The 24486-nt window shown below is 71.4% G+C and carries 28 protein-coding genes; 9 read left to right on the forward strand and 19 right to left on the reverse strand.

The features are described 5' to 3' along the window. Nucleotides 1–146 precede the first annotated feature (146 nt). The gene (locus tag ACZ6CL_RS23290) at nt 147–947 is read left to right on the forward strand and encodes a C40 family peptidase (RefSeq protein WP_468938242.1); all 801 of its coding nucleotides are present in this window, start codon (nt 147–149) and stop codon (nt 945–947) included. 114 nt (nt 948–1061) lie between these two features. Here ACZ6CL_RS23290 and ACZ6CL_RS23295 read toward each other — a convergent pair whose 3' ends face one another. Continuing rightward, entirely contained in the window at nt 1062–1481 is a 420-nt protein-coding gene (locus ACZ6CL_RS23295) for a CBS domain-containing protein (protein WP_468938244.1), read from the reverse strand. A 218-nt stretch (nt 1482–1699) separates the two neighbouring features. Between ACZ6CL_RS23295 and ACZ6CL_RS23300 the strand changes: the two genes are divergently transcribed. Next, nucleotides 1700–2485: a VOC family protein gene (locus ACZ6CL_RS23300; RefSeq protein ID WP_468938247.1), complete on the forward strand. Its 786-nt coding sequence runs from the start codon at nt 1700–1702 to the stop codon at nt 2483–2485. A 42-nt stretch (nt 2486–2527) separates the two neighbouring features. Here ACZ6CL_RS23300 and ACZ6CL_RS23305 read toward each other — a convergent pair whose 3' ends face one another. From ACZ6CL_RS23305 to ACZ6CL_RS23330, 6 genes are all read right to left on the reverse strand, one after another. Next, nucleotides 2528–3850, reverse strand: a complete 1323-nt coding sequence (locus ACZ6CL_RS23305; protein WP_468938249.1) for a geranylgeranyl reductase family protein — start codon at nt 3848–3850, stop codon at nt 2528–2530. A 178-nt stretch (nt 3851–4028) separates the two neighbouring features. Further along, nucleotides 4029–4721: a demethylmenaquinone methyltransferase gene (locus ACZ6CL_RS23310; RefSeq protein WP_468938250.1), complete on the reverse strand. Its 693-nt coding sequence runs from the start codon at nt 4719–4721 to the stop codon at nt 4029–4031. Nucleotides 4722–4799: 78 nt separating this feature from the next. Further along, nucleotides 4800–5249: an imidazolonepropionase-like domain-containing protein gene (locus ACZ6CL_RS23315; RefSeq protein ID WP_468938251.1), complete on the reverse strand. Its 450-nt coding sequence runs from the start codon at nt 5247–5249 to the stop codon at nt 4800–4802. Then, on the reverse strand, nt 5249–6448 hold the full coding sequence (mqnC, locus tag ACZ6CL_RS23320) for a cyclic dehypoxanthinyl futalosine synthase (RefSeq protein ID WP_468938253.1): 1200 nt from the start codon (nt 6446–6448) through the stop codon (nt 5249–5251). Before mqnC ends, ACZ6CL_RS23315 begins: the two co-directional genes overlap by 1 nt. A gap of 58 nt (nt 6449–6506) precedes the next feature. After that, a complete protein-coding gene (locus tag ACZ6CL_RS23325) occupies nt 6507–8309 on the reverse strand; it encodes a serine/threonine protein kinase (RefSeq protein WP_468938254.1) in 1803 nt (600 codons plus the stop codon). Nucleotides 8310–8376: 67 nt separating this feature from the next. Further along, on the reverse strand, nt 8377–9249 hold the full coding sequence (locus tag ACZ6CL_RS23330; protein ID WP_468938408.1) for a menaquinone biosynthetic enzyme MqnA/MqnD family protein: 873 nt from the start codon (nt 9247–9249) through the stop codon (nt 8377–8379). A gap of 361 nt (nt 9250–9610) precedes the next feature. Between ACZ6CL_RS23330 and ACZ6CL_RS23335 the strand changes: the two genes are divergently transcribed. The 5 genes from ACZ6CL_RS23335 (at nt 9611) to ACZ6CL_RS23355 (ending at nt 13693) form a co-directional block, all read left to right on the forward strand. Next, entirely contained in the window at nt 9611–9814 is a 204-nt protein-coding gene (locus tag ACZ6CL_RS23335; RefSeq protein ID WP_009715975.1) for a cold-shock protein, read from the forward strand. A 185-nt stretch (nt 9815–9999) separates the two neighbouring features. Beyond that, nucleotides 10000–11070, forward strand: coding sequence for an AraC family transcriptional regulator (locus ACZ6CL_RS23340; RefSeq protein ID WP_468938257.1), 1071 nt, complete (start codon nt 10000–10002; stop codon nt 11068–11070). Nucleotides 11071–11242: 172 nt separating this feature from the next. Continuing rightward, nucleotides 11243–12418, forward strand: coding sequence for a lipase family protein (locus tag ACZ6CL_RS23345; RefSeq protein WP_468938260.1), 1176 nt, complete (start codon nt 11243–11245; stop codon nt 12416–12418). A gap of 178 nt (nt 12419–12596) precedes the next feature. Then, the gene (locus ACZ6CL_RS23350) at nt 12597–13097 is read left to right on the forward strand and encodes a zinc metalloprotease (protein ID WP_468938262.1); all 501 of its coding nucleotides are present in this window, start codon (nt 12597–12599) and stop codon (nt 13095–13097) included. Further along, nucleotides 13094–13693, forward strand: a complete 600-nt coding sequence (locus ACZ6CL_RS23355; RefSeq protein ID WP_468938265.1) for a hypothetical protein — start codon at nt 13094–13096, stop codon at nt 13691–13693. Before ACZ6CL_RS23350 ends, ACZ6CL_RS23355 begins: the two co-directional genes overlap by 4 nt. Nucleotides 13694–13711: 18 nt before the next feature. On the opposite strand, the gene ACZ6CL_RS23360 is transcribed toward ACZ6CL_RS23355, so the two are convergent. Further along, nucleotides 13712–14314 carry a TetR/AcrR family transcriptional regulator gene (locus tag ACZ6CL_RS23360; protein WP_468938410.1) on the reverse strand — a complete coding sequence of 201 codons (603 nt, stop codon included), beginning with the start codon at nt 14312–14314 and terminating at the stop codon, nt 13712–13714. 242 nt (nt 14315–14556) lie between these two features. Between ACZ6CL_RS23360 and ACZ6CL_RS23365 the strand changes: the two genes are divergently transcribed. Beyond that, nucleotides 14557–15552: an alpha/beta hydrolase gene (locus tag ACZ6CL_RS23365; protein WP_468938267.1), complete on the forward strand. Its 996-nt coding sequence runs from the start codon at nt 14557–14559 to the stop codon at nt 15550–15552. On the opposite strand, the gene ACZ6CL_RS23370 is transcribed toward ACZ6CL_RS23365, so the two are convergent. The 10 genes from ACZ6CL_RS23370 to ACZ6CL_RS23415 form a co-directional block, all read right to left on the reverse strand. After that, nucleotides 15517–16590, reverse strand: a complete 1074-nt coding sequence (locus tag ACZ6CL_RS23370) for an ATP-binding protein (protein WP_468938270.1) — start codon at nt 16588–16590, stop codon at nt 15517–15519. The genes ACZ6CL_RS23365 and ACZ6CL_RS23370 overlap by 36 nt on opposite strands. A 24-nt stretch (nt 16591–16614) precedes the next feature. Beyond that, entirely contained in the window at nt 16615–17082 is a 468-nt protein-coding gene (locus ACZ6CL_RS23375; protein ID WP_468938273.1) for a hypothetical protein, read from the reverse strand. Next, the gene (locus ACZ6CL_RS23380) at nt 17079–17531 is read right to left on the reverse strand and encodes a hypothetical protein (protein ID WP_468938276.1); all 453 of its coding nucleotides are present in this window, start codon (nt 17529–17531) and stop codon (nt 17079–17081) included. Before ACZ6CL_RS23380 ends, ACZ6CL_RS23375 begins: the two co-directional genes overlap by 4 nt. Continuing rightward, a complete protein-coding gene (locus tag ACZ6CL_RS23385) occupies nt 17531–18112 on the reverse strand; it encodes a hypothetical protein (RefSeq protein WP_468938278.1) in 582 nt (193 codons plus the stop codon). The genes ACZ6CL_RS23380 and ACZ6CL_RS23385 overlap by 1 nt, the downstream gene beginning before the upstream one ends. A 191-nt stretch (nt 18113–18303) precedes the next feature. Continuing rightward, the gene (locus ACZ6CL_RS23390) at nt 18304–19644 is read right to left on the reverse strand and encodes a dicarboxylate/amino acid:cation symporter (protein ID WP_468938280.1); all 1341 of its coding nucleotides are present in this window, start codon (nt 19642–19644) and stop codon (nt 18304–18306) included. A 349-nt stretch (nt 19645–19993) separates the two neighbouring features. Beyond that, the gene (locus ACZ6CL_RS23395) at nt 19994–20329 is read right to left on the reverse strand and encodes a DUF4229 domain-containing protein (protein ID WP_468938412.1); all 336 of its coding nucleotides are present in this window, start codon (nt 20327–20329) and stop codon (nt 19994–19996) included. A gap of 76 nt (nt 20330–20405) precedes the next feature. Then, a complete protein-coding gene (locus tag ACZ6CL_RS23400) occupies nt 20406–20930 on the reverse strand; it encodes a GNAT family N-acetyltransferase (RefSeq protein WP_468938283.1) in 525 nt (174 codons plus the stop codon). Between the two features lie 34 nt (nt 20931–20964). Continuing rightward, the gene (locus ACZ6CL_RS23405) at nt 20965–21615 is read right to left on the reverse strand and encodes a UdgX family uracil-DNA binding protein (protein ID WP_468938286.1); all 651 of its coding nucleotides are present in this window, start codon (nt 21613–21615) and stop codon (nt 20965–20967) included. Between the two features lie 118 nt (nt 21616–21733). Continuing rightward, entirely contained in the window at nt 21734–22915 is a 1182-nt protein-coding gene (gene mqnE / locus ACZ6CL_RS23410; RefSeq protein ID WP_468938289.1) for an aminofutalosine synthase MqnE, read from the reverse strand. A 63-nt stretch (nt 22916–22978) separates the two neighbouring features. Next, nucleotides 22979–23440 (reverse strand): Lrp/AsnC family transcriptional regulator, encoded by a 462-nt coding sequence (locus ACZ6CL_RS23415; RefSeq protein WP_468938291.1) that lies wholly within the window; start codon nt 23438–23440, stop codon nt 22979–22981. Between the two features lie 126 nt (nt 23441–23566). Here ACZ6CL_RS23415 and ACZ6CL_RS23420 point away from each other — a divergent pair, with 126 nt between their 5' ends. Next, nucleotides 23567–23734, forward strand: a complete 168-nt coding sequence (locus ACZ6CL_RS23420; protein ID WP_184503272.1) for a hypothetical protein — start codon at nt 23567–23569, stop codon at nt 23732–23734. A gap of 29 nt (nt 23735–23763) precedes the next feature. On the opposite strand, the gene ACZ6CL_RS23425 is transcribed toward ACZ6CL_RS23420, so the two are convergent. Beyond that, complete coding sequence (locus tag ACZ6CL_RS23425) at nt 23764–24438, reverse strand: UbiX family flavin prenyltransferase (RefSeq protein ID WP_468938294.1); 675 nt, start codon at nt 24436–24438, stop codon at nt 23764–23766. Nucleotides 24439–24486: the final 48 nt, after the last annotated feature.

Here is a 24486-nt window from a genome sequence, read left to right on the forward strand (position 1 = left end):
CGTACGCACATGATCGAGGAATTCGGACACGGCCCTGGCGCCCGCGATGAAGATCATTTAGCCCGGATTTTAGGCGTGTGCACGCCAAATGTGGTGCAGCCCACTTTTGTTGATCCGGGCCTTTGGGCCCTGGTACCCAGTGACCTATGTCCCCGATCGCACACATACCCAGCCACCGGAAGCCCCGTCGTGCCGCCGCTTCCACGCGTGCACTCCGCGCAGGGGTGACCGGTGGCTTCCTCACCCTCGCGGTGGCCGGCGCTGCCATGCCCGCCTCCGCCGCCGAGCCCGCCGCCCCCGAGGCGACGCTCGAAATGCCGACCGTCAGCGACACGCTGGCGAACACGGCCGCCCAGACTGCTGCCGCCACCCAGCAGGCGGCCTCCGGCTACGAGCTGCAGGCCCAGCAGGACCAGGCAGCCGCCCAGGCGAAGACCGCCGCCAAGAAGGCCAAGGCCGAGGCCGACAAGAAGGAGCGCGAGGCCGAGGCGCGCCGCGCCGCCGCCAAGAAGGCCGCCGAGGCCCGGGCCGAGAAGGCGTCCCGCTCCGCCGAGCGCGCCACCCTCTCCACCACCTCGGTCTCCAACGCCACCGGCAACGCCGCCGCGGTGATCAGCTTCCTCAAGGCGCAGCTCGGCAAGGCGTATGTGCTCGGGTCCAGCGGCCCGTCCTCGTACGACTGCTCGGGTCTGACCCAGGCCGCGTTCAAGCAGGTCGGCGTCGACCTGCCGCGGGTCTCGCAGGACCAGTCGGCCACCGGCACCCAGGTGTCGCTGGACAACCTGCAGGCGGGTGACCTGCTCTACTGGGGCAGCTCCGGCAGCGCGTACCACGTCGGTGTCTACATCGGCGACGGCAAGTTCATCGGCGCCCAGAACCCGAGCACGGGCATCGTGGAGCGTCCGCTGGACTACGACCAGCCGACCGGGGCCGTGCGCGTCCTCTGAGAGGCCTTCTCAGGCTCAGGCTGACTTCGGCTGTTCCAGCTGATTTCGGCTGACTTCGGCCATGAGGCCGCCGTTCCTCGCCGCTCAAATGCGGAACGGCGGCCTCACGCCTGTCTACGTGGCGTAGACCTTCTCCACGAACTCGCCGATCTGCTGCTCGGAGAGATGCCGGGCCAGGTCCGCCTCGCTGATCATGCCGACCAGCCGCTTGTTCTTGTCGATCACCGGCAGCCTGCGGATCCGGTGCTCCTCCATTTCGTGCAGCACCTCGGAGACGTCGGCGTCCGAGCTGATCCAGCGCGGGGTGCCCTTGGCGAGGTCCCCCGCCGTCATCCGGGACGGATCGCGGCCCTGGGACACACAGCCGACGACGACGTCGCGGTCGGTGAGGATCCCGCACAGCCGCTCCTGGCTGTCGCTGATGGGCAGGGCGCCCACGTCCAGGTCGCGCATCAACTGCGCGGCCCGTTCCAGGTTCTCCGTCGCCGGAATCCACTGCGCGCCCGGGTGCATGATGTCTGCGGCCTTCGTCATGGTGTACCTCCGTAAAGGCCCACCGGCGGAGGAACCGGCCCGTGGGCCCGATCGATCCGGCGTCGCCGCGGCGGACGCGCACGGCGCCCCCCTCCTTCCATGTCACCACCGCCGGCGGGCCCGCGCGACCGCCCGGTGCCAGACTGAGAACTGTCGTCGGAGCACCACGGCCGGCGCACCGCATAAGCCCCATGCGCACGATCGTTGAAGGAGCAGCCATGCTCACCACCGATTTCGTCCCCGGCGCACCCAACTGGCTGGATCTCGGCGCCCCCGATACCGAGGCGGCCCGGGCCTTCTACGGCGGGCTGCTGGGCTGGGCCTTCGAATCGGCCGGTCCCGAAGCGGGCGGATACGGCTTCTTCACCCAAGGCCGCAAGACCGTCGCCGCCCTCGGCCCGCTCACCGACGCCGGGGCCCGGTCCGCCTGGACCCCGTACTTCCAGACCCCCGACGCCGACGCCACCGCGCGCTCCGTCGAGCAGGCGGGCGGCCAGGTGCGCGCCGCGCCGTTCGACGTCTTCGACGAGGGGCGGATGGGGCAGTTCACCGACCCCGGCGGCGCCCGGTTCGCGGTCTGGCAGCCCGGTAAGACGGCCGGTCTGGAGGCGGTCACCGAGCCCGGCTCGCTGTGCTGGACCGAGCTGCACTCCCCCGACCCCGCCGCGGCCCGCGCGTTCTACCGCACCGTGTTCGGCTGGGACGCCGAGGAGATGTCGTTCCCCGGGGGCACGTACACCGTCCTGTCGACGGCGGGCGGCGGCAAGGACGGCACCTTCGGCGGCGTCGCACAGCTCCAGGAGGGGCATTCGACGCCGCCGCAGTGGCTGCCGTACTTCGAGGTCGCGGACTGCGACCGGGTCGTCGCGAAGGGTCAGGAGCTGGGCGGGTCCGTGCTGATGCCCGCCATGACGTCGGAGGGCATCGGCCGGATGGCATGGCTGACGGACGTGGCGGGCGCCCCGTTCGGCGTGATCACCAGCGAGAGCCCCGACGCCGCGTAGACCCGGTCAGGCGCGTGGGGCCTGTCAGACGCGCGGGCCCGTTCAGGCGCGCGGGGCCACCTTCGTCAGGCCGTTGATGATGCGGTCCATCGCGTCCCCGGCCGTCGGGTCCGTCAGGTTGGCCAGCAGCTTCAGCGTGAAGCGCATCAGCATCGGATGCGTGAGCCCGCGCTGCGTCGCCAGCTTCATCACCTTCGGGTTGCCGATCAGCTTCACGAACGCACGGCCCAGCGTGTAGTAGCCGCCGTACACGTCCTTGAGGACCTGCGGGTAGCGCCGGAGGGCCATTTCGCGCTGGGCCGGGGTGGCGCGGGAATGGGCCTGGACGATCACGTCCGCCGCGATCTGCCCGGATTCCATCGCATAGGCGATGCCCTCGCCGTTGAACGGGTTGACCATGCCGCCCGCGTCGCCGACCAGCAGCAGTCCGCGGGTGTAGTGCGGCTGCCGGTTGAAGGCCATGGGGAGGGCCGCGCCGCGGATCGGGCCGGTCATGTTGTCCGGGGTGTAGCCCCACTCCTCCGGCATGGACGCGCACCACGCCTTGAGGATCTCGCGCCAGTCCAGCTCCTTGAAGGAGGACGAGGTGTTGAGCACGCCCAGGCCGACGTTGCTCGTGCCGTCGCCCATGCCGAAGATCCAGCCGTAGCCGGGCAGCAGCCGGTCCTCGGCGCCGCGCCGGTCCCACAACTCCAGCCAGGATTCGAGGTAGTCGTCGTCGTGGCGGGGCGAGGTGAAGTACGTGCGCACCGCCACGCCCATCGGACGGTCCTCGCGCCGGTGCAGGCCCATGGCGAGCGAGAGCCGGGTGGAGTTGCCGTCGGCGGCGACGACCAGCGGGGCGTGGAAGGTGACGGGCGTCTTCTCCTCGCCCAGCTTCGCCTCGACGCCGGTGATGCGGCCGGTGCGGTCGTCCTTGATGGGGGCGGTCACGTTGCAGCGCTCGTACAGCCGCGCCCCGGCCTTCTGGGCCTGCCGCGCCAGCTGGTCGTCGAAGTCGTCGCGCTTACGCACCAGGCCGTAGTTCGGGTACGCCGCCAGGTCCGGCCAGTCCAGCTCCAGCCGGTGGCCGCCGCCCATGATCCGCAGGCCCCGGTTGCGCAGCCAGCCCGCTTCCTCGGAGATGTCGATGCCCATCGCGACGAGCTGCTTGGTCGCGCGCGGGGTCAGACCGTCGCCGCACACCTTCTCGCGCGGGAACGCCGTCTTCTCCAGCAGCAGGACGTCGAGTCCCGACTTGGCCAGGTGGTACGCCGTAGTGGAACCGGCCGGTCCGGCGCCGACGACGATCACATCGGCGCTGCGCTCCGAGGTCCCGGAAGATGCGCTTCCGGTGGCGCTCGCGGTGGGTGCGGTCTCGCTCACGCAGGGTCTCCCGTGGCCTGGGTAACAGCGTGCCGGTCGCGCCGGGCACTGGACGTGTGCAGTCTATGTGGGCGCCTTCCGGCCCCCGCGAAGGGCGGCCCTTCCCTGACCGTGACTCAGCCTGTGATACGGCGCCCCGCCCGAACGGCCGGAGCGTCAGCGGCCGTCGGCCCCGGCGTCAGGGGCGGGTGGCCCGGTGCAGGGCCACGATGCCGCCGGTCAGATTGCGCCAGGCCGGACGGGCCCAGCCCGCGTCGCGGAGGCGGGCGGCGAGCTGAGGCTGGTCGGGCCAGGCGCGGATGGACTCGGCCAGGTAGACGTACGCGTCCGGGCTGCTGCTGACCGCCGTCGCGACCGGCGGCAGCGCGCGCATCAGGTACTCGCTGTAGACCGTGCGGAACGGGGCCCAGGTGGGGTGGCTGAACTCGCAGACGACCAGCCGCCCGCCCGGCCGGGTCACCCGCAGCATCTCGCGCAGTGCGCCGTCCGTGTCCTGCACGTTGCGCAGCCCGAAGGAGATCGTGACGGCGTCGAAGACCCCGTCCGCGAAGGGCAGCCGGGTCGCGTCTCCCGCCGTCAGCGGCAGCCGCGGGTGGCGGCGCTTGCCCTCGCGGAGCATGCCGAGCGAGAAGTCGCAGGGCACCACGTACGCACCGGCCGCCGCGTACGGCAGCGAGGACGTGCCCGTACCGGCGGCGAGGTCGAGCACCCGGTCCCCGGGGCGGGCGTCCACCGCGCGGGCGACCGCCTTGCGCCACAGCCGGGCCTGGCCGAGCGACAGCACGTCGTTGGTCAGGTCGTAGTTGGCCGCCACGTCGTCGAACATGGCGGCGACTTCGTGCGGCTGCTTGTCCAGGGATGCTCGGGTCACCCGCCCATTGTTCACCTCTCCCCGCGCCGCTCCGTGCGGGGGTCGGCGGGCGGGTCGGCGGGTGGGGCGGCGGCTGGGTCAGCGGCGGCGGTGCACCAGACGCCCGGCGAGCACGGTGGCCAGGCAGGCCCCGTCCGCGCCGAAGACCGCCAGATCGGCCCGTCCGGCCTCAACCAGGGCGGGCGGGCGCGGGCGGCCGAGGACGGCCACCTCGTTGCGTTCCGCGGCGGCGCGCAGCCCGGGCTCGGCGACGTGCTCCGCCAGGACCGCCGTCGCGCCCAGCCGCAGCAGGGCGTGGATGCGCTCCCGGGGCGTCGGCGCGTCCGGCACCGGTCCGTCGTGGACGAGGGCGGGGCCGAGGGTGCCGGGCCACTGCCGCACCCGGGCCTGCGGATGCGCGGCCCGCAGCTCGTCCAGCGGGCCGATGGCGGCGATGCGGCCGCCGTCGACCAGGACCGCGCCGTCGTGCAGCGGGGCGGGGTCGTCAAGGGTGTCCCGGACCACCGGCGCCGCGTGGAGCGTGCGCATCAGGAGGCGTCGATCAGCTTCAGCTCGGGGTGGGCCTTGCCGGAGTCGATCGCCGTCGAGGACAGGTGCGAGACGACGTGGTCGTCCACCGGGTCGTTCGCCGGGTCGTCGTGCACCACCAGGTGCTCGTACGTGGTCGCGCGCTGCGCGGGCACCCGCCCGGCCGTACGGATCAGGTGGAGCAGCTCCATCCGGTTGGAACGGTGCTTCGCGCCGGCGGAGGAGACCACGTTCTCCTCCAGCATCACCGAGCCGAGGTCGTCCGCCCCGTAGTGCAGCGCCAGCTGCCCGGCCTCCTTGCCGACGGTCAGCCAGGAGCCCTGGATGTGGGCCACGTTGTCGAGGAACAGCCGGGCGATCGCGATCATCCGCAGGTACTCGAAGACGGTCGCCTGCGTCTGCCCCTTCAGGTGGTTGTTCTCGGGCTGGTAGGTGTACGGGATGAAGGCGCGGAAGCCGCCCGTCCGGTCCTGTACGTCGCGGATCATGCGGAGGTGCTCGATCCGCTCCGCGTTGGTCTCACCGGTGCCCATGAGCATCGTGGAGGTGGACTCGACCCCGAGGTTGTGGGCGATCTCCATGATCTCCAGCCACCGCTCGCCGGACTCCTTGAGCGGGGCGATGGCCTTGCGCGGCCGCGCGGGCAGCAGCTCGGCGCCCGCGCCCGCGAAGGAGTCCAGACCGGCGGCGTGGATGCGGCGGATCGCCTCCTCGACCGAAACGTCCGAGATGCGCGCCATGTGCTCGACCTCGGAGGCGCCCAGCGAGTGGATCACCAGCTGCGGGAACGCCTGCTTGATGGCCGAGAAGTGCTTCTCGTAGTACTCGACGCCGTAGTCCGGGTGGTGCCCGCCCTGGAACATGATCTGGGTGCCGCCCAGTTCGACGGTCTCGGCGCAGCGCCGCAGGATGTCGTCGAGGTCGCGGGTCCAGCCCTTGGCGGTGTCCTTGGGCGCGGCGTAGAACGCGCAGAACCGGCACGCCGTCACGCACACGTTGGTGTAGTTGATGTTCCGCTCGATGATGTACGTCGCGATGTGCTCGGTGCCCGCGTAGCGACGGCGGCGTACGGCGTCGGCGGCGGCGCCCAGGGCGTGCAACGGCGCGGACCGGTAGAGGTCGAGCGCCTCCTCCGGGGTGATGCGCCCCCCGGCGGCGGCGCGGTCGAGGACTGCCTGCAGCGTGGCGTGTGCGGTCACCGGGGCGTCCCTTTCGGAGGTGTACGGGCGGACCCGCACCAGGGTACGCCCCCGCTTGTCAGCGCAGTTTGCGCAGGGTGCCGGTGGGATCGCCCGCCTTCCGGTCCTTCGCGCGGTACTTCAGGGTGCCGTCGGAGGCGAGGGTGTACTGCTCGTCCGTCGAGCTGTCGCTGCACCCCGCCTGGGGCTGGTCCCCCCGGAACTTGGCGTCGAGGTGCAGCTCCTTCGGTGTGGCGGAGACCAGCTTCCAGGTGAAGTCGCAGCGCACCACGGACAGCTTCACCCGGCCGCTCGCGACCTGCTGGCCGGTGGAGCCGCGCTGGAAGGTGATGGTCATGGTGCCGACGGGAATGCCGTTCTGGGAGGTGAGGTCGCCCTGCCAGGTGCCGAGGAACCCCTTGGGCACATCCGACGCGCCGGACGAGTCCGACGTCCCCGGGCTGGCCGGGCGGGTCTGCGCGGCGCCACCGTCGGCCGCCGAGTCGCCGCCCGAGTCGCCGGACATGTTCTGGACGAGGACCACGGCGGTCGTGGCGACCGCCAGCGCGCCCGCGACGGAGAGCACCAGGGAACAACTCAGCGCCTTGGGGCGCTTCTTGCCGCCGAGGGCGGCGGAGAGCGCGAAGCCGCGGCCGCCCTGACCGCTGTCCCGCTCGCCGCCGGTGCCGCTGCCGCTCGATGGCTGGCTGGGGGGCGGGGTCGCGGGGTCGCCCGGCCCGTGGCCCGACGGGTTGACGTACGACGGGGGCGGCGGGCCGAACGCGCCCAGCGCGGGGACGGGCGTTCCCGGGGTGGGCGTACCGGACGCGGGCGTTCCCGGTATCGGCATACCGGGCGCGGGGGTTCCGGGCACGGGCGTACCCGACGCGGGGGTTCCGGGCACGGGCGTACCCGACGCGGGCGTCCCCGGCCCGACCGGGGCGGCGGCCGGGCTCGCGGCGGTGGGCGGAGCGACCGCCTCAGCCTCCAGGTCGAGCAGTTCGACCGCCTGTCGGCTCACCCGCTCGACCAGCGCCCCCGGCAGCCAGCCGGACCGTACGAGCCCCGAGGCCCCGTCCGCGGGGGCCATGCGGCGCGCGATCTGCTCGGGGGTGGGGCGGTCCGCCGGGTCCTTGGCCAGGCACTCGGTGACCAGGTCGCGCAGCTCACCGGTCAGTTCCGGGCCGAGCCGCGGCTCCTCGTGGACCACCTTGTAGAGCAGCGAGGCCGAGCTGTCGCCCGGGAAGGGCTGCTCGCCGGTGGCCGCGTACGTCAGCACGGCGCCCAGCGAGAAGATGTCGGCCGCACCGCTCACCGGCTGGCCGAGGATCTGCTCGGGCGACATGTAGCCGGGCGAGCCGATGGAGACGCCGGTGGTGGTCAGGGAGACGGTGCCCTCGGTGGCCCGGGCGATCCCGAAGTCGATCAGCCGCGGGCCGTCGAGGGCGAGCAGCACGTTGGACGGCTTGACGTCGCGGTGCACCAGGCCCAGCCCGTGGACGGCGCCCAGCGCCTCCGCCAGCCCGGCGGCCAGGGCCCGTACCGGGGACACGGGCAGCGGGCCCTCGTCGCTGACGGCCTCGCTGAGCGAGGGGCCCGCCACATACCCGGTGGCCACCCACGGAATACGTGCCTCCGGGTCGGCGTCGAGGACCGGTGCGGTCCAGGAGCCACCGACCCGGCGCGCGGCGTCCACCTCGCGCCGGAAGCGCGCGCGGAACTGCTCATCGAGCGCGAAGTGCGCGTGCACCACCTTCACCGCAACCGTGCGCCCGCCCGCACTGCGGCCCAGGTACACCACGCCCATGCCGCCGGAACCAAGCCGTCCGAGTAGCCGGTACGCCCCGATGACCTGCGGGTCCTCCGCTCCCAGCGGCTGCATGTGCCTCCCCCTCGACTGCGCCGCCCCAGCTTAGGCGGGCATGACAGCAACAGCCCAGCCCGGTCGGCTACCCCCTGGAAGTGGGGGCGTCCAGCAGATCCACCCGGACGTCCGCCGGGAAGCCGGTCGTCGGGCCGGTCAGCCGGGCGAACTCGGCGATGCCCGCCAGCTGCTTCGCCCCCAGCGAGAAGTCGAGGGTGGTGAAGTAGCGCTCCAGCACCGACGCCTCCAGGTCCTCCCAGCGCGCGGCGTGCTCGGCGACCTTGCCCGCCTCCTCCAGGGACAGGTTCCGGGACTCCAGGAACGCCCGGTGCACCTCGCGCACGATCTCCGGCTCGCGCTCCAAGTACTCACGACGGGCGGCCCAGACCGCGAAGACGAAGGGGAGTCCGGTCCACTCCTTCCACATCTGTCCCAGGTCATGGACCTGGAGGCCCAGCTTCGGGGCGTGGTGGAGGTTGGCCCGCAGCGCGGCGTCGCCGATCAGCACCCCCGCGTCGGCCTCCTGCATCATCAGGCTGAGGTCGGGCGGGCAGGTGTAGTAGTCGGGCTCGATCCCGTACCGCTCGGCGAGCAGCAGCTGGGCCAGGCGCACGGAGGTCCGCGAGGCCGAACCGAGCGCGACGCGCTCCTTGTCCAGCTGCTCCAGCGGCACCTTCGAGACGATCACGCACGACATCACGGGCCCGTCGCAGCCCACCGCGATGTCGGACAGCGCCACTAGGTCGTCGGCGTTGCGCAGGTACTCGACGAGGCTGATCGGGCCGATGTCGAGGCCGCCCGCGACCAGCTGGTCGTTGAGCGCGTCGGGCGAGGCCTTGGTCAGCTCGAAGTCGAGGAGCGAGCCGGTCCGGGCGAGACCCCAATACAGCGGTACGCAATTGAGGTACTGGATGTGGCCGACCCTCGGTCGGTCGCGGCGTCCCAGGGAGCTGGGGATGACGCTTTCGGCGGCGTCCGGTGTACTCCGCGAGGGGGAACTCGGTGAATTGTCCACAACCGGAGGCTAGCCCCGCTCTCCCCGCGAACCGGCGGCGGGGGTGACCCGGATGGCCCGATATCTCGCGGCGCCGCGGGCTCGACCTGCGTTCCTGTCCCGCCCGCGCGCTCCGGAAACCCTCCGTATTCGTGATCTTCGACTCTTTCCCCCTGGACACGGAGCGTGCTAGGCTCGCCGCAAGTTGCAGTTTGGTTTCCCTTGCAGTACAGAGCCTGCGGAGCATGTAACCGCGGGCTTTTGTAGTTTTCAGACTTCTTGCAGGTTCTGGAGCAGGGCAACCCTTTGGCCCAAGGAGGGCTTTATGGCTACCGGAACCGTCAAGTGGTTCAACGCCGAGAAGGGCTTCGGCTTCATCGCCCAGGACGGCGGCGGCCCCGATGTCTTCGTTCACTACTCCGCGATCAACGCGTCTGGCTTCCGCTCCCTGGAGGAGAACCAGGCCGTGACCTTCGACGTCACTCAGGGCCCGAAGGGCCCGCAGGCTGAGAACGTCAGCGCGGTCTGATCTAGCAGCACCCAAGGAGCCCTGCTCCCCGCTTCGGCGGGCAGCGGGGCTCCTGCCTTTTCCGGCTTTTCATATTCACGGACCGTTCATTCTCTTTCGAAAGCGAAACCCCAAGCCTCACGGTGTGTGACGTAGCCACGACGCACCGTCGACACCCCGCGTCCGGTCGGGCTACCGTTTCGGCCATGGGGTGGACCACGGGTCGGGGGCGGCGGACGGTCACGGTGCATCACGTACGGGCCGCGGTGCACGGCGCGCAGCGGCTGGGCGTGGACACCGCGCCACTCCTCCAGCGGGCCCGGATACCGCCGCTGCTGCTCGGCGACGACCGCGCGCGCTTCTCCCCCGAGCAGTTCGCCCGGCTGGTGCGCGCCCTGCACCGGGCCACCGGGGACGAGTTCCTGGGGCTCGGCTCGGCGCGGAGTCGGCCCGGCACGTTCGCCATGATGTGCTACGCCTCGATCGGCTGCCCCGACCTCGGCACCGCCCTGGAGCGCGGCGCGCGCTTCTACCGGCTCTTCCCCGGCGGGCCCGACCTGGCGCTGGAGCGCGGTGAGGGCGGCGAGGCGGTGTTCGGCCTCCATGGGCAGTTACGCACCCGCCACGAGAGCCAGATCGTCGCCGAATGGCTGATGCTCATCTGGCACCGGTTCGCGGGCTGGCTGATCGGACGCCGGATCCCGCTGCTGTGGGCCCAGTTCGCCCACCCCGCGCCACCGCACGCGGCGGCGCATGAATACGAGCGACTGTTCGACTGCGTCCCGCGCTTCGGCGGGGACCGTACGGCGGCCGGGTTCGATCCCCGCTGGCTGTCCGCGCCCGTGATCCAGGACGAGGCGTCCCTCCAGGCGCTGTTGCGCCGCGCGCCGGACGGGCTGCTCGGCCGCCCCGAGTACGGCACGACCGTCGCCCAGCAGGTGCGCCACGCGCTCGCCGGGGGCCTGCGGACCGCCGGGCCGGGCGGCCGCCACTCCGGACGGCTGCCGGACCTGCGCGAGGTCGCGGCCCGGCTCGCGGTCAGCCCCGCGACGCTGCGCCGGCGGCTGGACGAGGAGGGCACCTCCTTCCAGCGCCTCAAGGACCAGGTGCGGCGGGACGCGGCGATCGGCGGTCTGCGGGAGACCACGGAGCCGATCGAGGAGCTGGCGGTGCGGCTGGGCTTCTCCGAAGGCGCCGCGTTCCACCGGGCGTTCCGGCGCTGGACGGGGATGACCCCGGGCGCCTACCGGCTGACGTACGGCCGCGCTGCCGGGTGACAGACGCCGCGTCAGGCAGGCCGCGTCAGACAGATCGCGTCAGGCAGGCCGTCAGACCTGGTGAGACATTAGGTCAGCGAATCTGAGCGCTCCGGTCAGCAACAGACGCACCACACGTCTCTACGGTCCCCCTCACAGCACCGCAGCACCATCGCACCGTTGGGAGAGCCGTATGCGCACCCGCACCACCGTGCTCGCCACCCTCGCCGCGCTGGCCCTGCCGGCCGCGCTGCCGACCGCACCGGCCATGGCCACGACCGACACCGCCCGGACCGCCACCACCCAGGACAGGCCCGGTGACATCGTCACCCAGTCCCCGACCTCGTTCCGCGCCCTGCCCGGCGCGCCGGTCACCACCCGATCCTGGCACCTCACCTACCGCTCCACCACCGCCCGGGGCACGGCGAACACCGTCTCCGGCACCGTCATCGTCCCCGACGACGGCAAGACCGGCCCCCGACCGCTCGTCACCTGGGGCATGGGCGCCGTCGGCCTCGCCGACGGCTGCGCGGCCTCCGGCCGCTTCCCGCAGGGCACCAGCTCCGAGGGCCAGCTGATCGACCTCGCGCTGCGCCGCGGCTGGGCCGTCGCCGTCAGCGACTACGAGGGCCTGGGCACCCCCGGCGACCACACCTACACGGTCGGCCGGTCCGAAGGACACGCCCTGCTGGACATGGCGCGCGCCGCGCAGCGGCTCCCCGAGGCGGGCCTCTCCCCGGACGGCCCGGTCGGGATCATGGGGTACTCGCAGGGCGGTCAGGCGGCCGGGTGGGCCGCCCAGCTGCGCTCCTCGTACGCACCCGAGCTGCGGGTGAAGGGCACGGTCGCCGGGGGCGTCCCCGCCGATCTGCCCGCCACCCTCGACTACAACGACGGCGGCGCGGGCGCCGGGCTCGCCCTGATGGCGCTCGCCGGGCAGGACGCCGCCTTCCCCGAACTGGCGCTGGACTCCTACCTCAACCAGAAGGGCAAGGACGACGTCGCCTTCATGCGGAACAACTGCGTCTCGATCAGCACCATCGCCGGGCTCTTCACGAAGCTGTCCGACGTGACCGTCCGGGATCCGCTGGCCTCGCCGCTGTGGCAGCTCGCGCTGCGCGCCTCCTATCTGGGCGACCGCGCCCCCGACCATCCGGTCTACCTCTACCAGGGCGTGGCGGACGAGCTGATTCCGTACCAGGTCGGCGCGGAGCTGCGCACCCGGTGGTGCGAGAAGGGCGCGCCGGTGGAGTGGAAGAGCTATGCGGGCGACCATGTGACGACCGCGCTCAGCGGCATCTCGCCCGCCCTGCAATGGCTCGGCGCGCGGTTCGGCGACCAGCCCGTCGGCGGCAACTGCGGCACCTGAGCCCCGGGTGAGCCACCGTTGAATGGGGGCCTCCGGTTCCCCCGGGAGGCCCTGTGCACATGCGGCGCCCCGCGGTCCCTCGTACGTTGAAGCTCTCGGGCCTCACACGAACGAGGGGTTTGCGGACGTGGGTCGATGTAATGGCGCCCGTTTCGCCCGGCGGTGTATACGCATCGCGGTGAGCGCGTCCCTGACCGCCGGGCTGTGCGCGGGGCTGCCCGCGCCCTCGGCCGTCGCCGCCGACTGCCCGGACGACCCGAACACGACCGGATCGGTGGACGGTTCGGAGCTGACGTACACCCTCCACACCAAGTACACCGCGGAGTGGGCGCGGGCCCGGGACGCCTGGAACGCCCTGGGCAGGGTCGAGATCAAGCCGCACACCGGCTCGGCCTACGCGGACGTCGACGCGACCGACGTCGACCGCGCCGACATCGGCTGGTCGGGGCTGTGGGAATCCCATGAGCTGGGCTCCGACGACATCGTCCTCAACGACCACTTCCTCAGCGCGTACCCGGCCGACGTGAAGCGCGGCATCGTCACCCATGAGCTGGGCCACGCCCTCCGGCTGGGCCACCGCTCCGCCCCCGGCGCGGTCATGTACTGCAACGACACCCGCACCGCCTTCGCCCCCGCGTCCGCCGACATCGCCGCCTACCGGGCCGTGTGGGGCTCATGAGCCTCCGGACCGGGACGGTCGCGCTGGCCACGGCCCTGGCGGCGGTGGGCGGCGCGGCGACGGCCTGGTTCGAGGTCCCGTACGGCAGTACGCGGCTCCACCCCACCTACGCGGTCCGGCTGGACACGCCCGGGCTGGCCGCGGGCTGGGCCGATGACGTCTTCATCGGCAAGGTCACCGCCCGCGAGGGGATCCGGCGCACCGACGGCGACCGGCTGCTGTGGACGACGTACCGGGTCGAGGTCCAGTCCACCCTGAAGGGCGAGGTGTCCGGAAACGTACGGGTCGCCCAGGAGGGCGGCGACGATCCGCTGCGGCGGCAGCGGGTGGTGGTGGGCAAGGCCCCGGCGCTGCTGCCCGGGCGGACGTACCTCCTGGCCACCCGGGTGGCACCGGACGGCTGGCACACCGCCCCGTCCAACTTCCTGCCGCTCGACCTGGCACCGGACAAGGCGGGCTCGGGCAGCGGAACGGACCCGTCCGCTGACTGGCGGGAGGGGGTGCGGCATCCGGTGTCCCAGCGGGATCCGCACCCCTCGGCGGTGTCCCGCGCGGCGGACCCGGCGGCGCTGTACGCACGGGCGCGGATCGGCTGACCCGCGACCCGTTGAGAACTACCGGGCGGGCGACCAGTCCTGTCCGCGCAGCAGGTTCCCGAGCCCCGCCCAGGCGAAGTTCATGAGAGTGGCCGCCGCCTCCTGGGCCGAGGGTCGGCCGTCCGGCCGCTCCGTGTCGCCCGCCCAGTCCGCCAGCGACTCGGCCGCCCCCACCAGCGCGTGGGCGAGCCCGGACGCCTCGGCGGCCGCCAGCCGCCGCTCCCGCGCGCCCTTCCGCGCCGCCGCCGCGATCAGCTGGGTCACGAACGCCACGATCTCCGTGCGCATCGCCGCCACCTCGTGCGCGTAAGGGTGGCCGTGCGTCCTCGCCTGGACGTGCAGCAGCGCCCATCCGTCAGGGTGCCGGGAGGTGTGCGCGAAGAAGCCGCTCAGCCCGCTCCACAGCTGACGGTCCGGCGGCGCGCCCCGCTCGACCGCGCCCCGCACCGCGGCCACCAGCGACGCCGCCTCCCGCCGGAGACACGCCGCGAACAGCTCTTCCTTCGAGTTCAGGTAGAGGTAGACCAGCGGTTTGGACACCCCGGCCAACTCGGCGATGTCGTCCATCGAGGCGTTCTGGTAGCCGCGCCGCGCGAAGGCCCGCACCGCAGCGTCCAGCATCTGCTGCTCCCGCACCACCCGCGGTACGCGCTTGCTCCTCGTCACCCCGCCCACGCGGACCGCCCCCTTACGCCAGTGCCCCCGCACACCTCTTACCCCATCAGCCTACGGGGGAGCACGATGAAGATCACGTGCTCGGCACCTCACTCTTGTCACGGCTCGTGGGCCCCTTCACAGTGTCAACAGCGCACACGCAACGCCCCGTTCAGCTCCGCACGCACCGAGCGAAGGAGATACGGACGATGCCCTCCCGCCGCCGCGCCGCCGCCGCACTCGCCGCACTGGCCGCCGCGCCCCTGCTCCCCACCCCGGCCGAGGCCCGCTCCCGGCCCGTCGGCCACGCCCGCCGCACCGCCACCGACCGGGCACGCATCACCGCCGCCGACCGCGTCAGCGAACGCGTCCTCGACCTGACCATCCACTCCCCCGCCCTCGCCCGCGACGGCCACGCCCGGGTCCTGCTGCCCCGCGGCTACGACCGCCGCCCGCACCACCGCTGGCCGGTCCTCTACCTGCTGCACGGTTGCTGCGACCCCGGCCCGGGCTGGCAGGCCTGGACCCTCAACACCGACGTCGAGGGCCTGACCGCGTCCCTCCCCGCCCTGGTGGTGTCCCCCGAGGGCGGCCCCTCCGGCTTCTACTCCAACTGGTGGAACGGCGGCTCCTTCGGCCCGCCCGCCTGGGAGACCTTCCACCTGGGCGAGCTGCGCCCGCTGGTGGAGCGCACGCTGCGCGGCAACGGCCGCCGGGCGATCGCGGGCCTGTCGATGGGCGGCTTCGGCGCCCTGTCCTACGCGGCCCGCCACCCCCGCCTCTTCCGCGCGGCCGCGTCGTTCAGCGGCGTCGTCCACCCCCTGCGGAGCCCGGGCGGCGTCCAGGGCATCGTGCAGCGGTACGGCGCGGACCCCACGGCCCTGTGGGGCGACCCCACGGCCCAGTCCGCGATCTGGGCGGCCCACGACCCGTACACCCAGCTGACCCGGCTCCCCCGTGGCTACCCGGTGTACGTCTCCTGCGGCGATGGCACTCCCGGGCCGCTGGACCCCGCGGGCCGTCCCGTCGACACCACCGAACAGGGCCTGTGGCCGATGGCCGAGGACTACGTACGCCGCGCCCGCGCCCACGGCCTGGCCCTCACCGCCCGGCTCTACGGCCCCGGCACCCACACCTGGCCGTACTGGGAGCGCGAACTGGACCGTGCGCTACCCCTGCTGACCCGCTCCCTCGCCCGTCCCTGAGCCGGGCTGGGGCACGTCCTCCCAGGCCACCAGGCGCGGCGACGAGGGCGGGTTCCCGACCTCGCGCCGCGCCCGCGCCGAGGCGGCCAGTTCCTCGCGGAGATCGGCGAGTTCGACGACCCGCCGCTCTCCGCGACGGGCCACGGCCGCCGCGGCGGCGGCCATGATGACGTTCACGATGTCGCCACCGGCCATGCCCTCCGATTCGGCCGCCAGGATGTCGGCGGTGACCTCGGGGTGCAGCGGCAGTTCCTTCGGGAGGAGTTTCGTCCACAGATCGCGCCGCGCGGCGAGGTCGGGGAGTTCCAGCCGGATATGGGCCAGGATCCGCCGGACGAACGCCACGTCGTAGTTTTCCGGGAAGTTGGTCGTGAAGACGACGACGCCGTCGAAGTGGTCCAGTTCGGTGAGCATCACCGAGCGGGACACATTGACGCTGTGGTCGGCGCTCTGGGTGACCCGGCTCAGCCGCCGCCCGAGAATGGAGTCCGCCTCGTCGAAGATGAGCACGGCGTCGTGCCGACGGGCCTCGGCGAAACACCGCACGATGTTCTTCGGCGTCTCCCCGACGTAACGGGATTCGATCTGGGCGTAACTGACCCGGAGATACGGGCGGCCGAGCCGGTGGGCGATGGCCTCCGCGCACGCGGACTTTCCCGTACCCGGCGGGCCGTACAGGCTCACCACCGCGCCGCCCCGGTGCGGGGAAATCGCGGCCAGGTTCCATTCCTCGAACAGCACCTCCCGGTGCCCGACCACGTTCAGCGCGGTGTCGACGCGCCGTCGCACCACCTCCGCGAGGACGAGATCGCCGAGGGTACGGGCGGGCTGCTCCACCCGGAAGTCGGCCGCCTCCGGTGCCCCCGCCTCCGGTGCTCCGGGTTCCGGTGATTCACCGGCCCGTTCGGTATGCCGTGCGGTCACGGCCTTGGTGGTCGTCGTGGTCTTCGTCGCGGTCGCGGTGGCCGATCCGGCCGCCCCGCCACCGGAATCGGTGAACGCCCAGCGCCGTGGCACCGTGTTCCGTCCCTCGTCCATTCACTGCCCCCGTATCAGTGCGTGTCAGCTCGCCACGGTCCAGCGACGGCTGACCTCGTCGGCTTCCTGGCGGATGAATTCCGCGCGGACATCGTCGGGAATGTCGTCCCAGCCGGTGACGGTCTCGGTCACGAGAGCGCTTTCGGGATTCCCGAAGACACAGCGGACGACGGTGTGCGCGTCCGACCGCCCGGTCGCGGGTCTGATGAACACGACCTCCACCTCACGCACTTCCGACCCGAGCCGGGTGCCCAGCCCGGTGGATCCGGAGCCGAGAACGGCGGCCCGGATGTCATCGGGGTGCGCGTCCATGCGCGCCGCCCAGTCCTCGGCCAGGGCGTCCAGCACCACGGCGGTGAGACGGCCGCCCCGCGCGCGCCCGCCGGGCCGCGGCCACTGCCGCGACGCGACCAGGACCGCCGCCACCACCACTACACCGACGCCCGTCCACCACCACAGCGACATGTGCCCGTCTCTTCCTCTGCGGGTCATTCTTCGAGTTCCTGGTCGCGCATCCTGGTCACGTCCATGCGGTAATTTCCCCCGTCGCCCGCCACCAGCGACTGACGGTATTTCTCGGGAAGGTCGTCCCAGGCGACGTCCTCCTCGACCACGATCCGCTTGACCGGCGCGTCACTGCGCAGATGGTTCTTCATCAGTGCGGTCATGCGCCGGAGGTAGGTGTTCGGGGCCACCCCCTTCTCGAACTCGACGACCTGTTCGAGAAGATAGGACCGCAGTTCCTTCCAGGCCGCCTTCACATTTCTGCGGAGGGCGGTGGCGTACTTGTCCAGCGCGGTGAAGGCGAGCTTCACCGTGTCGGACATCCAGGGAACGTTCTCGGCCACCCAGGGAAAGAGCTGATCCCGGGCCCAGACCATGATCCGATTCCACATGACCAGCCCGATGGCCATGATGATCAGCGGAATGAAGAAAACCATCAAGCCCTCCCCAACGGGAGGCTCAGGGTGACGCCCTCGTCATCGTCACGAATGATCCGCGCGCGCACTTCCTCGGGGATGTCGCCCCAGTCGATCTCCTGCTTGATGCGCTTGCGCCGCACCTTCTGCCGATCGGCGCCGTACAGCATCTCGATGATCCGCACCCCCGTCTCCCCGGGCCGGGCCCGGTATTCGACGGTCACCGCGACGATCTCCCGGCGAAGCGTCTCGATCACCGACTGCTTCGCCCGGGGCAGTTCCGGCCGGATGACCGACCCGTGCGGCTCACCGCACAACTCGACCAGCGCGCTGAAGACATCACTCGACGGCAGCCCCAGAACGGGCTCACACTCTTCGGCGAGGATCCCGTACACGACGATCGAGTCGGATTCCGGCGGTGCCTCCATGGCCGCGATCACGACATCGATCATCTTCAGGATGTGGCGCAGCGCGATTTTGCCGACAACGCCCCGCTCGGCGCCGGGTTTCGGCAGAACGGACTTGTCCGCCATCTCCCGGAGCGCTTTTTCGATCATGTCACGCGCGGATCGCAGTGATTTCCCCGCTGTGGTGTCAGGCATGCGTGTTCCCCCCGTATGACCGCATGTACACGAATCACATATTAGCGCCGTAACACTGGATAACACATAGCGTGAAAGAAATTGACAGCGATACAGCACTCTGTGATCAAAAAAGTGCCCCCGGAGCCTCATTGAGGTTCCGGGGGCACAGACGTACCGGCGCACGGGGGGTGGCGCGCCACCACTAAGGGCTACACGGTGGCCAGTTGACGCTCCGGCTCGGCGGCGGCCGCCTCGTCGCGGTCGTCGTCCAGGGGCGACGAGGTGGCGTGGGCGTAGGCGTCGTGGTCGAGGATCTTCTCGCGGGCCGAGACCAGGACCGGCACCAGCGCCTGTCCGGCGACGTTCGTGGCCGTCCGCATCATGTCCAGGACCGGGTCAATGGCCATCAGCAGGCCGACGCCCTCCAGGGGGAGGCCGAGGGTGGAGAGGGTCAGGGTGAGCATGACCGTCGCGCCCGTGAGACCGGCCGTGGCGGCGGAGCCGATGACCGAGACGAAGGCGATCAGCAGGTAGTCACCGACGCCCAGGTGCACCCCGAAGATCTCGGCGATGAAGATCGCCGCGAGCGCCGGGTAGATGGAGGCGCAGCCGTCCATCTTGGTGGTCGAGCCGAAGGGCACCGCGAAGGACGCGTACTCCCTGGGCACACCCAGGCGTTCGGTGACCCGCTGGGTGACCGGCATGGTGCCGACCGAGGAGCGGGAGACGAAGGCGAGCTGGATCGCGGGCCAGGCGCCCTTGAAGAAGCTCAGCGGGTTGACCTTGGCGACGGTCGCCAGCAGCAGCGGGTAGACGCCGAACATCACCAGCGCGCAGCCGATGTAGACGTCGGCGGTGAAGGTCGCGTACTTGCCGATGAGGTTCCAGCCGTACTCGGCGATGGCGGAGCCGATGAGCCCCACGGTGCCCAGCGGAGCCAGCCGGATGACCCACCACAGGGCCTTCTGCAGCAGCTCCAGCACCGACTGGCTCAGGGTGAGGATCGGCTGGGCCTTCTCGCCGAGCCGCAGGGCGGCGACGCCCGCGACGGCGGCCATGAAGACGATCTGCAGCACCTGCAGATCGGTGAACGGCGTGATGACGTCCGTCGGCACGATGCCGGTGAGGAAGTCCAGCCAGGACCCGGCGTGGTCCGGCTTGGCGCCGTCCTTGGCGGTCAGGCCGGTGCCCGCGCCCGGGTTGGTGAGCAGGCCGATGGCCAGACCGATGGCGACCGCGATGAGCGAGGTGGCCATGAACCACAGCAGCGTGCGGGTGGCCAGCCGGGCGGCGTTGCTGACGTTCCGCAGGTTCGTGATCGATATCAGGATCGCGAAGAAGACCAGCGGGGCGACGGCGAGCTTCAGCAGCTGGACGAAGGTCGAGCCGATCTTGTCGAGCGCGGTGACCAGCCAGCCGACGTCGCCGTCGCGGGCGACCCAGCCGAGCACCACACCGAGGACGAGACCCAGCAGGATCTGCGCCCAGAACGGCACCTTGGGCAGGCGGAAGGAGGACGTCCTCTCGGACGTCTCAGGGAGGGACGACAACGGACACACTCCGGGGGAGGTAAGAGGGCGAGAAAAAGCCAGGAGTCCGTACGGGATCTCCGGCCGCTGTACGAGAGAAGGTCAGCGGCGTTGACAGGCCGCGGACCGACAGCGGCAAAGATCGATGTGCAGGCGCGCCACGAGCGGAACGCTCGCTGCGATACGGGGCGCGGCTGCTGTCTTCATGACAAGTACATTAACACCGCGCCTTTGGGGAACCCAAAGAAAATCTTTGACCTTTCGGACCCGCCCCGGGCCGCCCGGGGTGGCCGGAAACAGCTCAACGCCCCCTGCGCCAGCGGCTGCTGGCCCAAGGGGCGCCGGAAACGTGTGTGAGGTGTGAGGAGGCTTACACGCCGTCCTGCGCGGCCTTCTGCGCGCCGCTCTGGGGCGTCGCGGCCGCGCCGTCCTCCTGGCTCTGGCTGGCCGCCAGCCGCTCCTTGGCCCGGTCCACGCGGTCGGCGACCTGCACCGCCATCGCCTCGCGCTGCTTGCGCAGCAGGATGAAGCTGAGCGGGGCGGAGACGATCAGCGCGAGCAGCACGACCCAGAACAGGTTGGAGGCGCCGAGGCCCGCGGGGACCACGCGGAAGTAGACCAGGGCCCACATGACCAGAAAGCAACCGGCGAAGATCCCCAGGCGCATGCTGGTGTAGCGGAACGCGGCGCTCGGCTTGAGGGACACGGCGGGGTCCTCTTTCTCCTGGAAGTTCCTGCCCTCCCAGTGAATCACGCCCGGTTTCTGATCAATTCAGCGGCGGTCAGTTCAGCGGTAGCCACATGGTGATGTCGTCCCGGAAGTCATCGTCCGCGACCTTGATCGCCCCCGGCACCCGGCCGACCTCCTTGTAGCCGCACCCCGCGTAGAACCGGTCCACCCCGGTGCCGCCCCGGCAGGTGAGCCGTATCCCCCGGATGCCGTCCATCCCCCGCGCGGCGTCCTCCGCGGCGGCCATCAGATCGCGGCCGTACCCCTTGCCCTGGTGGGAGGGGTGCACCATCACGGTGTAGAGCCAGCACCAGTGCCGCATCAGCCGGTGGGTGTTGAAGGTGAAGAAGGCGGTCGCGGCCACCGCGCCGCTCTCGTCACGGCCGACCAGCAGCCGGGTGTGCCCCTCGGTCATCGCGGCGAGGTGCTTGATCAGCTCGGGACGTATGTCCTCCGCGGTCACCGGCGGTACGAAGCCGACCGCGCCGCCCGCGTTCGAGACCTCGGCCCAGAGCGTACGGACGGAGTCGAGCAGCTCAGGGGTGGTCTCGGGGTCGAGGTCGAACGTCAGCGGCATGCGGACGACGATATCCGAGCGCCGTCCGGACGCATCAGCGAAGGGTCTCCGCCACGACCCGCAGGTCGGACACCAGGCCCGCGTAGACCGCCTCGCGGTCGTCGGCCCGCAGCACGGCGGACGGATGGATCGTGGCGAGCATCTCGTGGCCGCCGAGCGCGGGGCACGGCAGGAGCATCCCGCGCTGCTTGGTCACCCGGAACGACGGCCCCAGCAGCGCCTTCCCGGCGGTCGCGCCGAGCGCCACGATCACCTCGGGGTCGATCACCCGCACCTCCTCGGCCAGCCAGGGGCGGCAGGCGGTCATCTCGCGCAGGCTGGGCGGCTTGTGGATGCGCCGCTTGCCGCGCTCGGGGACGACCGTGAACTTGAAGTGCTTGACGGCGTTGGTGATGTACGTCTCGTCCGGGTCCACCCCGGCCTCGTCGAGCGCCCGGGTCAGCACCCTGCCCGCGGGCCCGACGAACGGCTTGCCCTGCCGGTCCTCCTGGTCGCCGGGCTGCTCGCCGACGAGGACGACGCGGGCGTCCGGGGCGCCCGCGCCGAACACGGTCTGGCTGGCCTCGCGGTGCAGCGGACAGCCGCGGCATCCGGCGGCCGCCTCCCGGAGCGCGTCCAGACCGGCGCCGCCGGGCACGAAGGGCTCGGCCGTGTACGCGTCCTCGGGGGCCGTACCGGGGCTCATGTGCTCCGGGTACCCGCCGCCCCGGCCCTCAGACGGTCACCGTACGCAAACGGCCGCGTACAGCAGACGGCCAGGTGCGGCGGCGGTCACGTACGGAGGCGGCCAGGTACGGAAGCGGTCACACCCGCATCGGCTGCGGCGACTCGCGACGGGCCGGGTCCGGGCCCTCGTACTCGCGGATCGTCTCGTACCGCGTGTTGCGCTCCACCGGCCGGAAGCCCGCGTCCCGGATCAGGTCCAGCAGATCGTCGCGGGTCAGCTTGTTCGGCGTGCCGTAGTTGTCCGCGTCGTGCGTGATCTTGTACTCGACGACCGAGCCGTCCATGTCGTCCGCGCCGTGGTTGAGTGCGAGCTGCGCGGTCTGCACCCCGTGCATCACCCAGAAGACCTTGACGTGCGGGACGTTGTCGAACAGCAGCCGGGAGACCGCGAAGGTCTTCAGTGCCTCCGCGCCGGTCGCCATGGAGGTGCGCGCCTGCAGCCGGTTGCGGACCTTGCCGTCCTGCATGTCCACGAAGTCGTGCTGGTAGCGCAGCGGGATGAAGACCTGGAAACCGCCGGTCTCGTCCTGCAGCTCACGCAGCCGCAGCACGTGGTCCACCCGGTGCCGGGGCTCCTCGATGTGCCCGTACAACATGGTGCACGGGGTCTTGAGGCCCTTCTCGTGCGCCAGCCGGTGGATGCGCGACCAGTCCTCCCAGTGGGTGTCGTGGTCGACGATGTGCTGCCGGACCTCCCAGTCGAAGATCTCCGCGCCGCCGCCGGTCAGCGACTCCAGACCGGCCTCGATCAGCTCGTCCAGGATCTCGGACGCGGACATGCCGGAGATCTTCTCGAAGTGGTGGATCTCGGTGGCGGTGAAGGCCTTCAGCGACACCTCGGCGGGCAGCGCCTCCTTGAGCGCCTTCAGCGACCGCGGGTAGTAGCGCCACGGCAGGGTGGGGTGCAGCCCGTTGACGATGTGCAACTCGGTGAGCTTGTCGTTCTCCATCGCCTTGGCGAGGCGGACGGCCTCCTCGATGCGCATCGTGTAGGCGTCCTTCTCCCCCGGCTTCCGCTGGAAGGAGCAGTAGGCGCAGGACGCGGTGCACACGTTCGTCATGTTGAGGTGACGGTTGACGTTGAAGTGGACGACGTCGCCGTTCTTGCGGGTGCGCACCTCATGGGCGAGCCCGCCCAGCCAGGCCAGGTCGTCGGACTCGTACAGGGCGAGACCGTCCTCACGGCTGAGCCGCTCGCCCGCGAGAACCTTCTGCTCCAACTCCCGCTTGAAACCCACATCGTGTGTCGCTGCGCTCATGCGACGGCCGCCTCCCATACGTCTGGCCCTACATCGTCGTGCCGGTGTCGGCCTTCGCCGAGACTACGCCTCGACGTCCTCGGGAAGTTCGCCGACCCGGTTCTCCCACTTGGTCGACAACACGATCGTGGAACGCGTCCGGGCGACGCCCTTGGTCAGGGACAGTCTGCGGACGGTGCGCTCCAGGCCGTCCACGTTCGAGGCGCGCACCTTGAGCATGTACGAGTCGTCGCCCGCGATGAACCAGCAGTCCTCGATCTCGGCGAGGTCGCGCAGCCGGTGCGCCACGTCCTCGTGGTCGGCGGCGTCGGAGAGCTGGAGACCGATGAGGGCGGTGACTCCGAGGCCCAGGGAGGCCGCGTCCACGGTGGCGCGATAGCCGGTGATCACACCGGCCGCCTCCAGGCGGTTGATCCGGTCCGTGACGCTCGGCCCGGAGAGGCCGACGAGCCTGCCCAGCTCCGCGTACGAGGCCCTGCCGTTCTCCCGCAGGGCCTGGATGAGCTGCCTGTCCACCGCGTCCATATGCCGTGCGCCTTCCATTATTCAGGGTTAGAGCGACTTTACATGTAGAATCTAAGGCATCAGGGCCACAAGTCCTGTAAATCATCTAGGCGTTCGGCCTGTTACCTCAGGAGATGAGAACTCACCGTGTACACGATCGAAGGTCTTGAAGCCCGCATGCTGGAGCTGCGGGAACTGGCCGGCCGCTCGCGTGCCGTGGTCCGCACCCCCGACCGTCCCGTGTCCCGCACGGCCCGCCGCGCGGCCGTCGTCGCGGCGCGCGCCGCCCGCGCCAGGAAGCGCTGGACGCGCTAGACACGCCGTACACCGGACCGGGGCGTCCCCTAGCCGGTCTCCGGTCCCCGGTCTCCACCGAGCTCCCCCTCCCACCGGCGGTACAGCTTGTGCGGCATCCCCGCCGCGTCCAGCGCCCGCCCCGCGACGAAGTCCACCAGATCCTGGATGTGTGTCGCGCCCGCGTAGAACGCCGGCGAGGCAGGCAGCACCACGGCGCCCGCCTCGTCCAGCGTCACCAGATGCCGCAGCGTCTGCCCGTTCAGCGGAGTCTCCCGTACCGCCACCACGAGCCTGCGCCGCTCCTTGAGCGTCACGCTCGCGGCCCGCTGCAGCAGGTCCTTCGAGAGCCCCAGCGCGACCCCCGCCACACACGCGGTGCTCGCGGGGACGATCAGCATCCCCTTGGCCTCGTAGCTGCCCGAGGACGGCCCGGCGGCCAGGTCCCCGGCCGCCCAGTGGCGGACATCCGCCGAGTCCACGGGGACGTCGAAGGCGTCGGGCGTACCGTCCGCGCCGCGCGCCAGCCAGCGCCGCAGATCCTCCCGCCAGTGCGCGTCCCGGAATCCGATCCCCGTCTCGTCCAGCAGCGTCAGCCGCGAGGCGCGGCTGATCACCAGGTCCACGGCCTCCCCCGCGTGCAGCAGCGCGCGCAGCACCGACGCGGCGTACGGCGTCCCCGACGCGCCGGACACACCGACGATCCAGGGCCGGCGTCTGCTCACTTCTTCGTGCGGCCTGTTCGGCCCGGGCGGCGGCTCCACACACCGAGC

This window comes from Streptomyces sp. NPDC041200 (genome assembly GCF_055591805.1).

Coding starts and splice junctions, on each gene's coding strand:
- ACZ6CL_RS23345 (WP_468938260.1), top strand. CDS start 11,243: ATGCGCACCCGCACCACCGTGCTCGCCACCCTCGCCGCGCTGGCCCTG.
- ACZ6CL_RS23300 (WP_468938247.1), top strand. CDS start 1,700: ATGCTCACCACCGATTTCGTCCCCGGCGCACCCAACTGGCTGGATCTC.
- ACZ6CL_RS23340 (WP_468938257.1), top strand. CDS start 10,000: ATGGGGTGGACCACGGGTCGGGGGCGGCGGACGGTCACGGTGCATCAC.
- ACZ6CL_RS23325 (WP_468938254.1), bottom strand. CDS start 8,309: ATGCAGCCGCTGGGAGCGGAGGACCCGCAGGTCATCGGGGCGTACCGG.
- ACZ6CL_RS23375 (WP_468938273.1), bottom strand. CDS start 17,082: ATGACCCGCAGAGGAAGAGACGGGCACATGTCGCTGTGGTGGTGGACG.
- ACZ6CL_RS23315 (WP_468938251.1), bottom strand. CDS start 5,249: ATGCGCACGCTCCACGCGGCGCCGGTGGTCCGGGACACCCTTGACGAC.
- ACZ6CL_RS23400 (WP_468938283.1), bottom strand. CDS start 20,930: ATGCCGCTGACGTTCGACCTCGACCCCGAGACCACCCCTGAGCTGCTC.
- ACZ6CL_RS23380 (WP_468938276.1), bottom strand. CDS start 17,531: ATGGTTTTCTTCATTCCGCTGATCATCATGGCCATCGGGCTGGTCATG.
- ACZ6CL_RS23385 (WP_468938278.1), bottom strand. CDS start 18,112: ATGCCTGACACCACAGCGGGGAAATCACTGCGATCCGCGCGTGACATG.
- ACZ6CL_RS23370 (WP_468938270.1), bottom strand. CDS start 16,590: ATGGACGAGGGACGGAACACGGTGCCACGGCGCTGGGCGTTCACCGAT.
- mqnE (WP_468938289.1), bottom strand. CDS start 22,915: ATGAGCGCAGCGACACACGATGTGGGTTTCAAGCGGGAGTTGGAGCAG.
- ACZ6CL_RS23365 (WP_468938267.1), top strand. CDS start 14,557: ATGCCCTCCCGCCGCCGCGCCGCCGCCGCACTCGCCGCACTGGCCGCC.
- ACZ6CL_RS23415 (WP_468938291.1), bottom strand. CDS start 23,440: ATGGACGCGGTGGACAGGCAGCTCATCCAGGCCCTGCGGGAGAACGGC.
- ACZ6CL_RS23290 (WP_468938242.1), top strand. CDS start 147: ATGTCCCCGATCGCACACATACCCAGCCACCGGAAGCCCCGTCGTGCC.
- ACZ6CL_RS23355 (WP_468938265.1), top strand. CDS start 13,094: ATGAGCCTCCGGACCGGGACGGTCGCGCTGGCCACGGCCCTGGCGGCG.
- ACZ6CL_RS23405 (WP_468938286.1), bottom strand. CDS start 21,615: ATGAGCCCCGGTACGGCCCCCGAGGACGCGTACACGGCCGAGCCCTTC.
- ACZ6CL_RS23335 (WP_009715975.1), top strand. CDS start 9,611: ATGGCTACCGGAACCGTCAAGTGGTTCAACGCCGAGAAGGGCTTCGGC.
- ACZ6CL_RS23360 (WP_468938410.1), bottom strand. CDS start 14,314: ATGCTGGACGCTGCGGTGCGGGCCTTCGCGCGGCGCGGCTACCAGAAC.
- ACZ6CL_RS23295 (WP_468938244.1), bottom strand. CDS start 1,481: ATGACGAAGGCCGCAGACATCATGCACCCGGGCGCGCAGTGGATTCCG.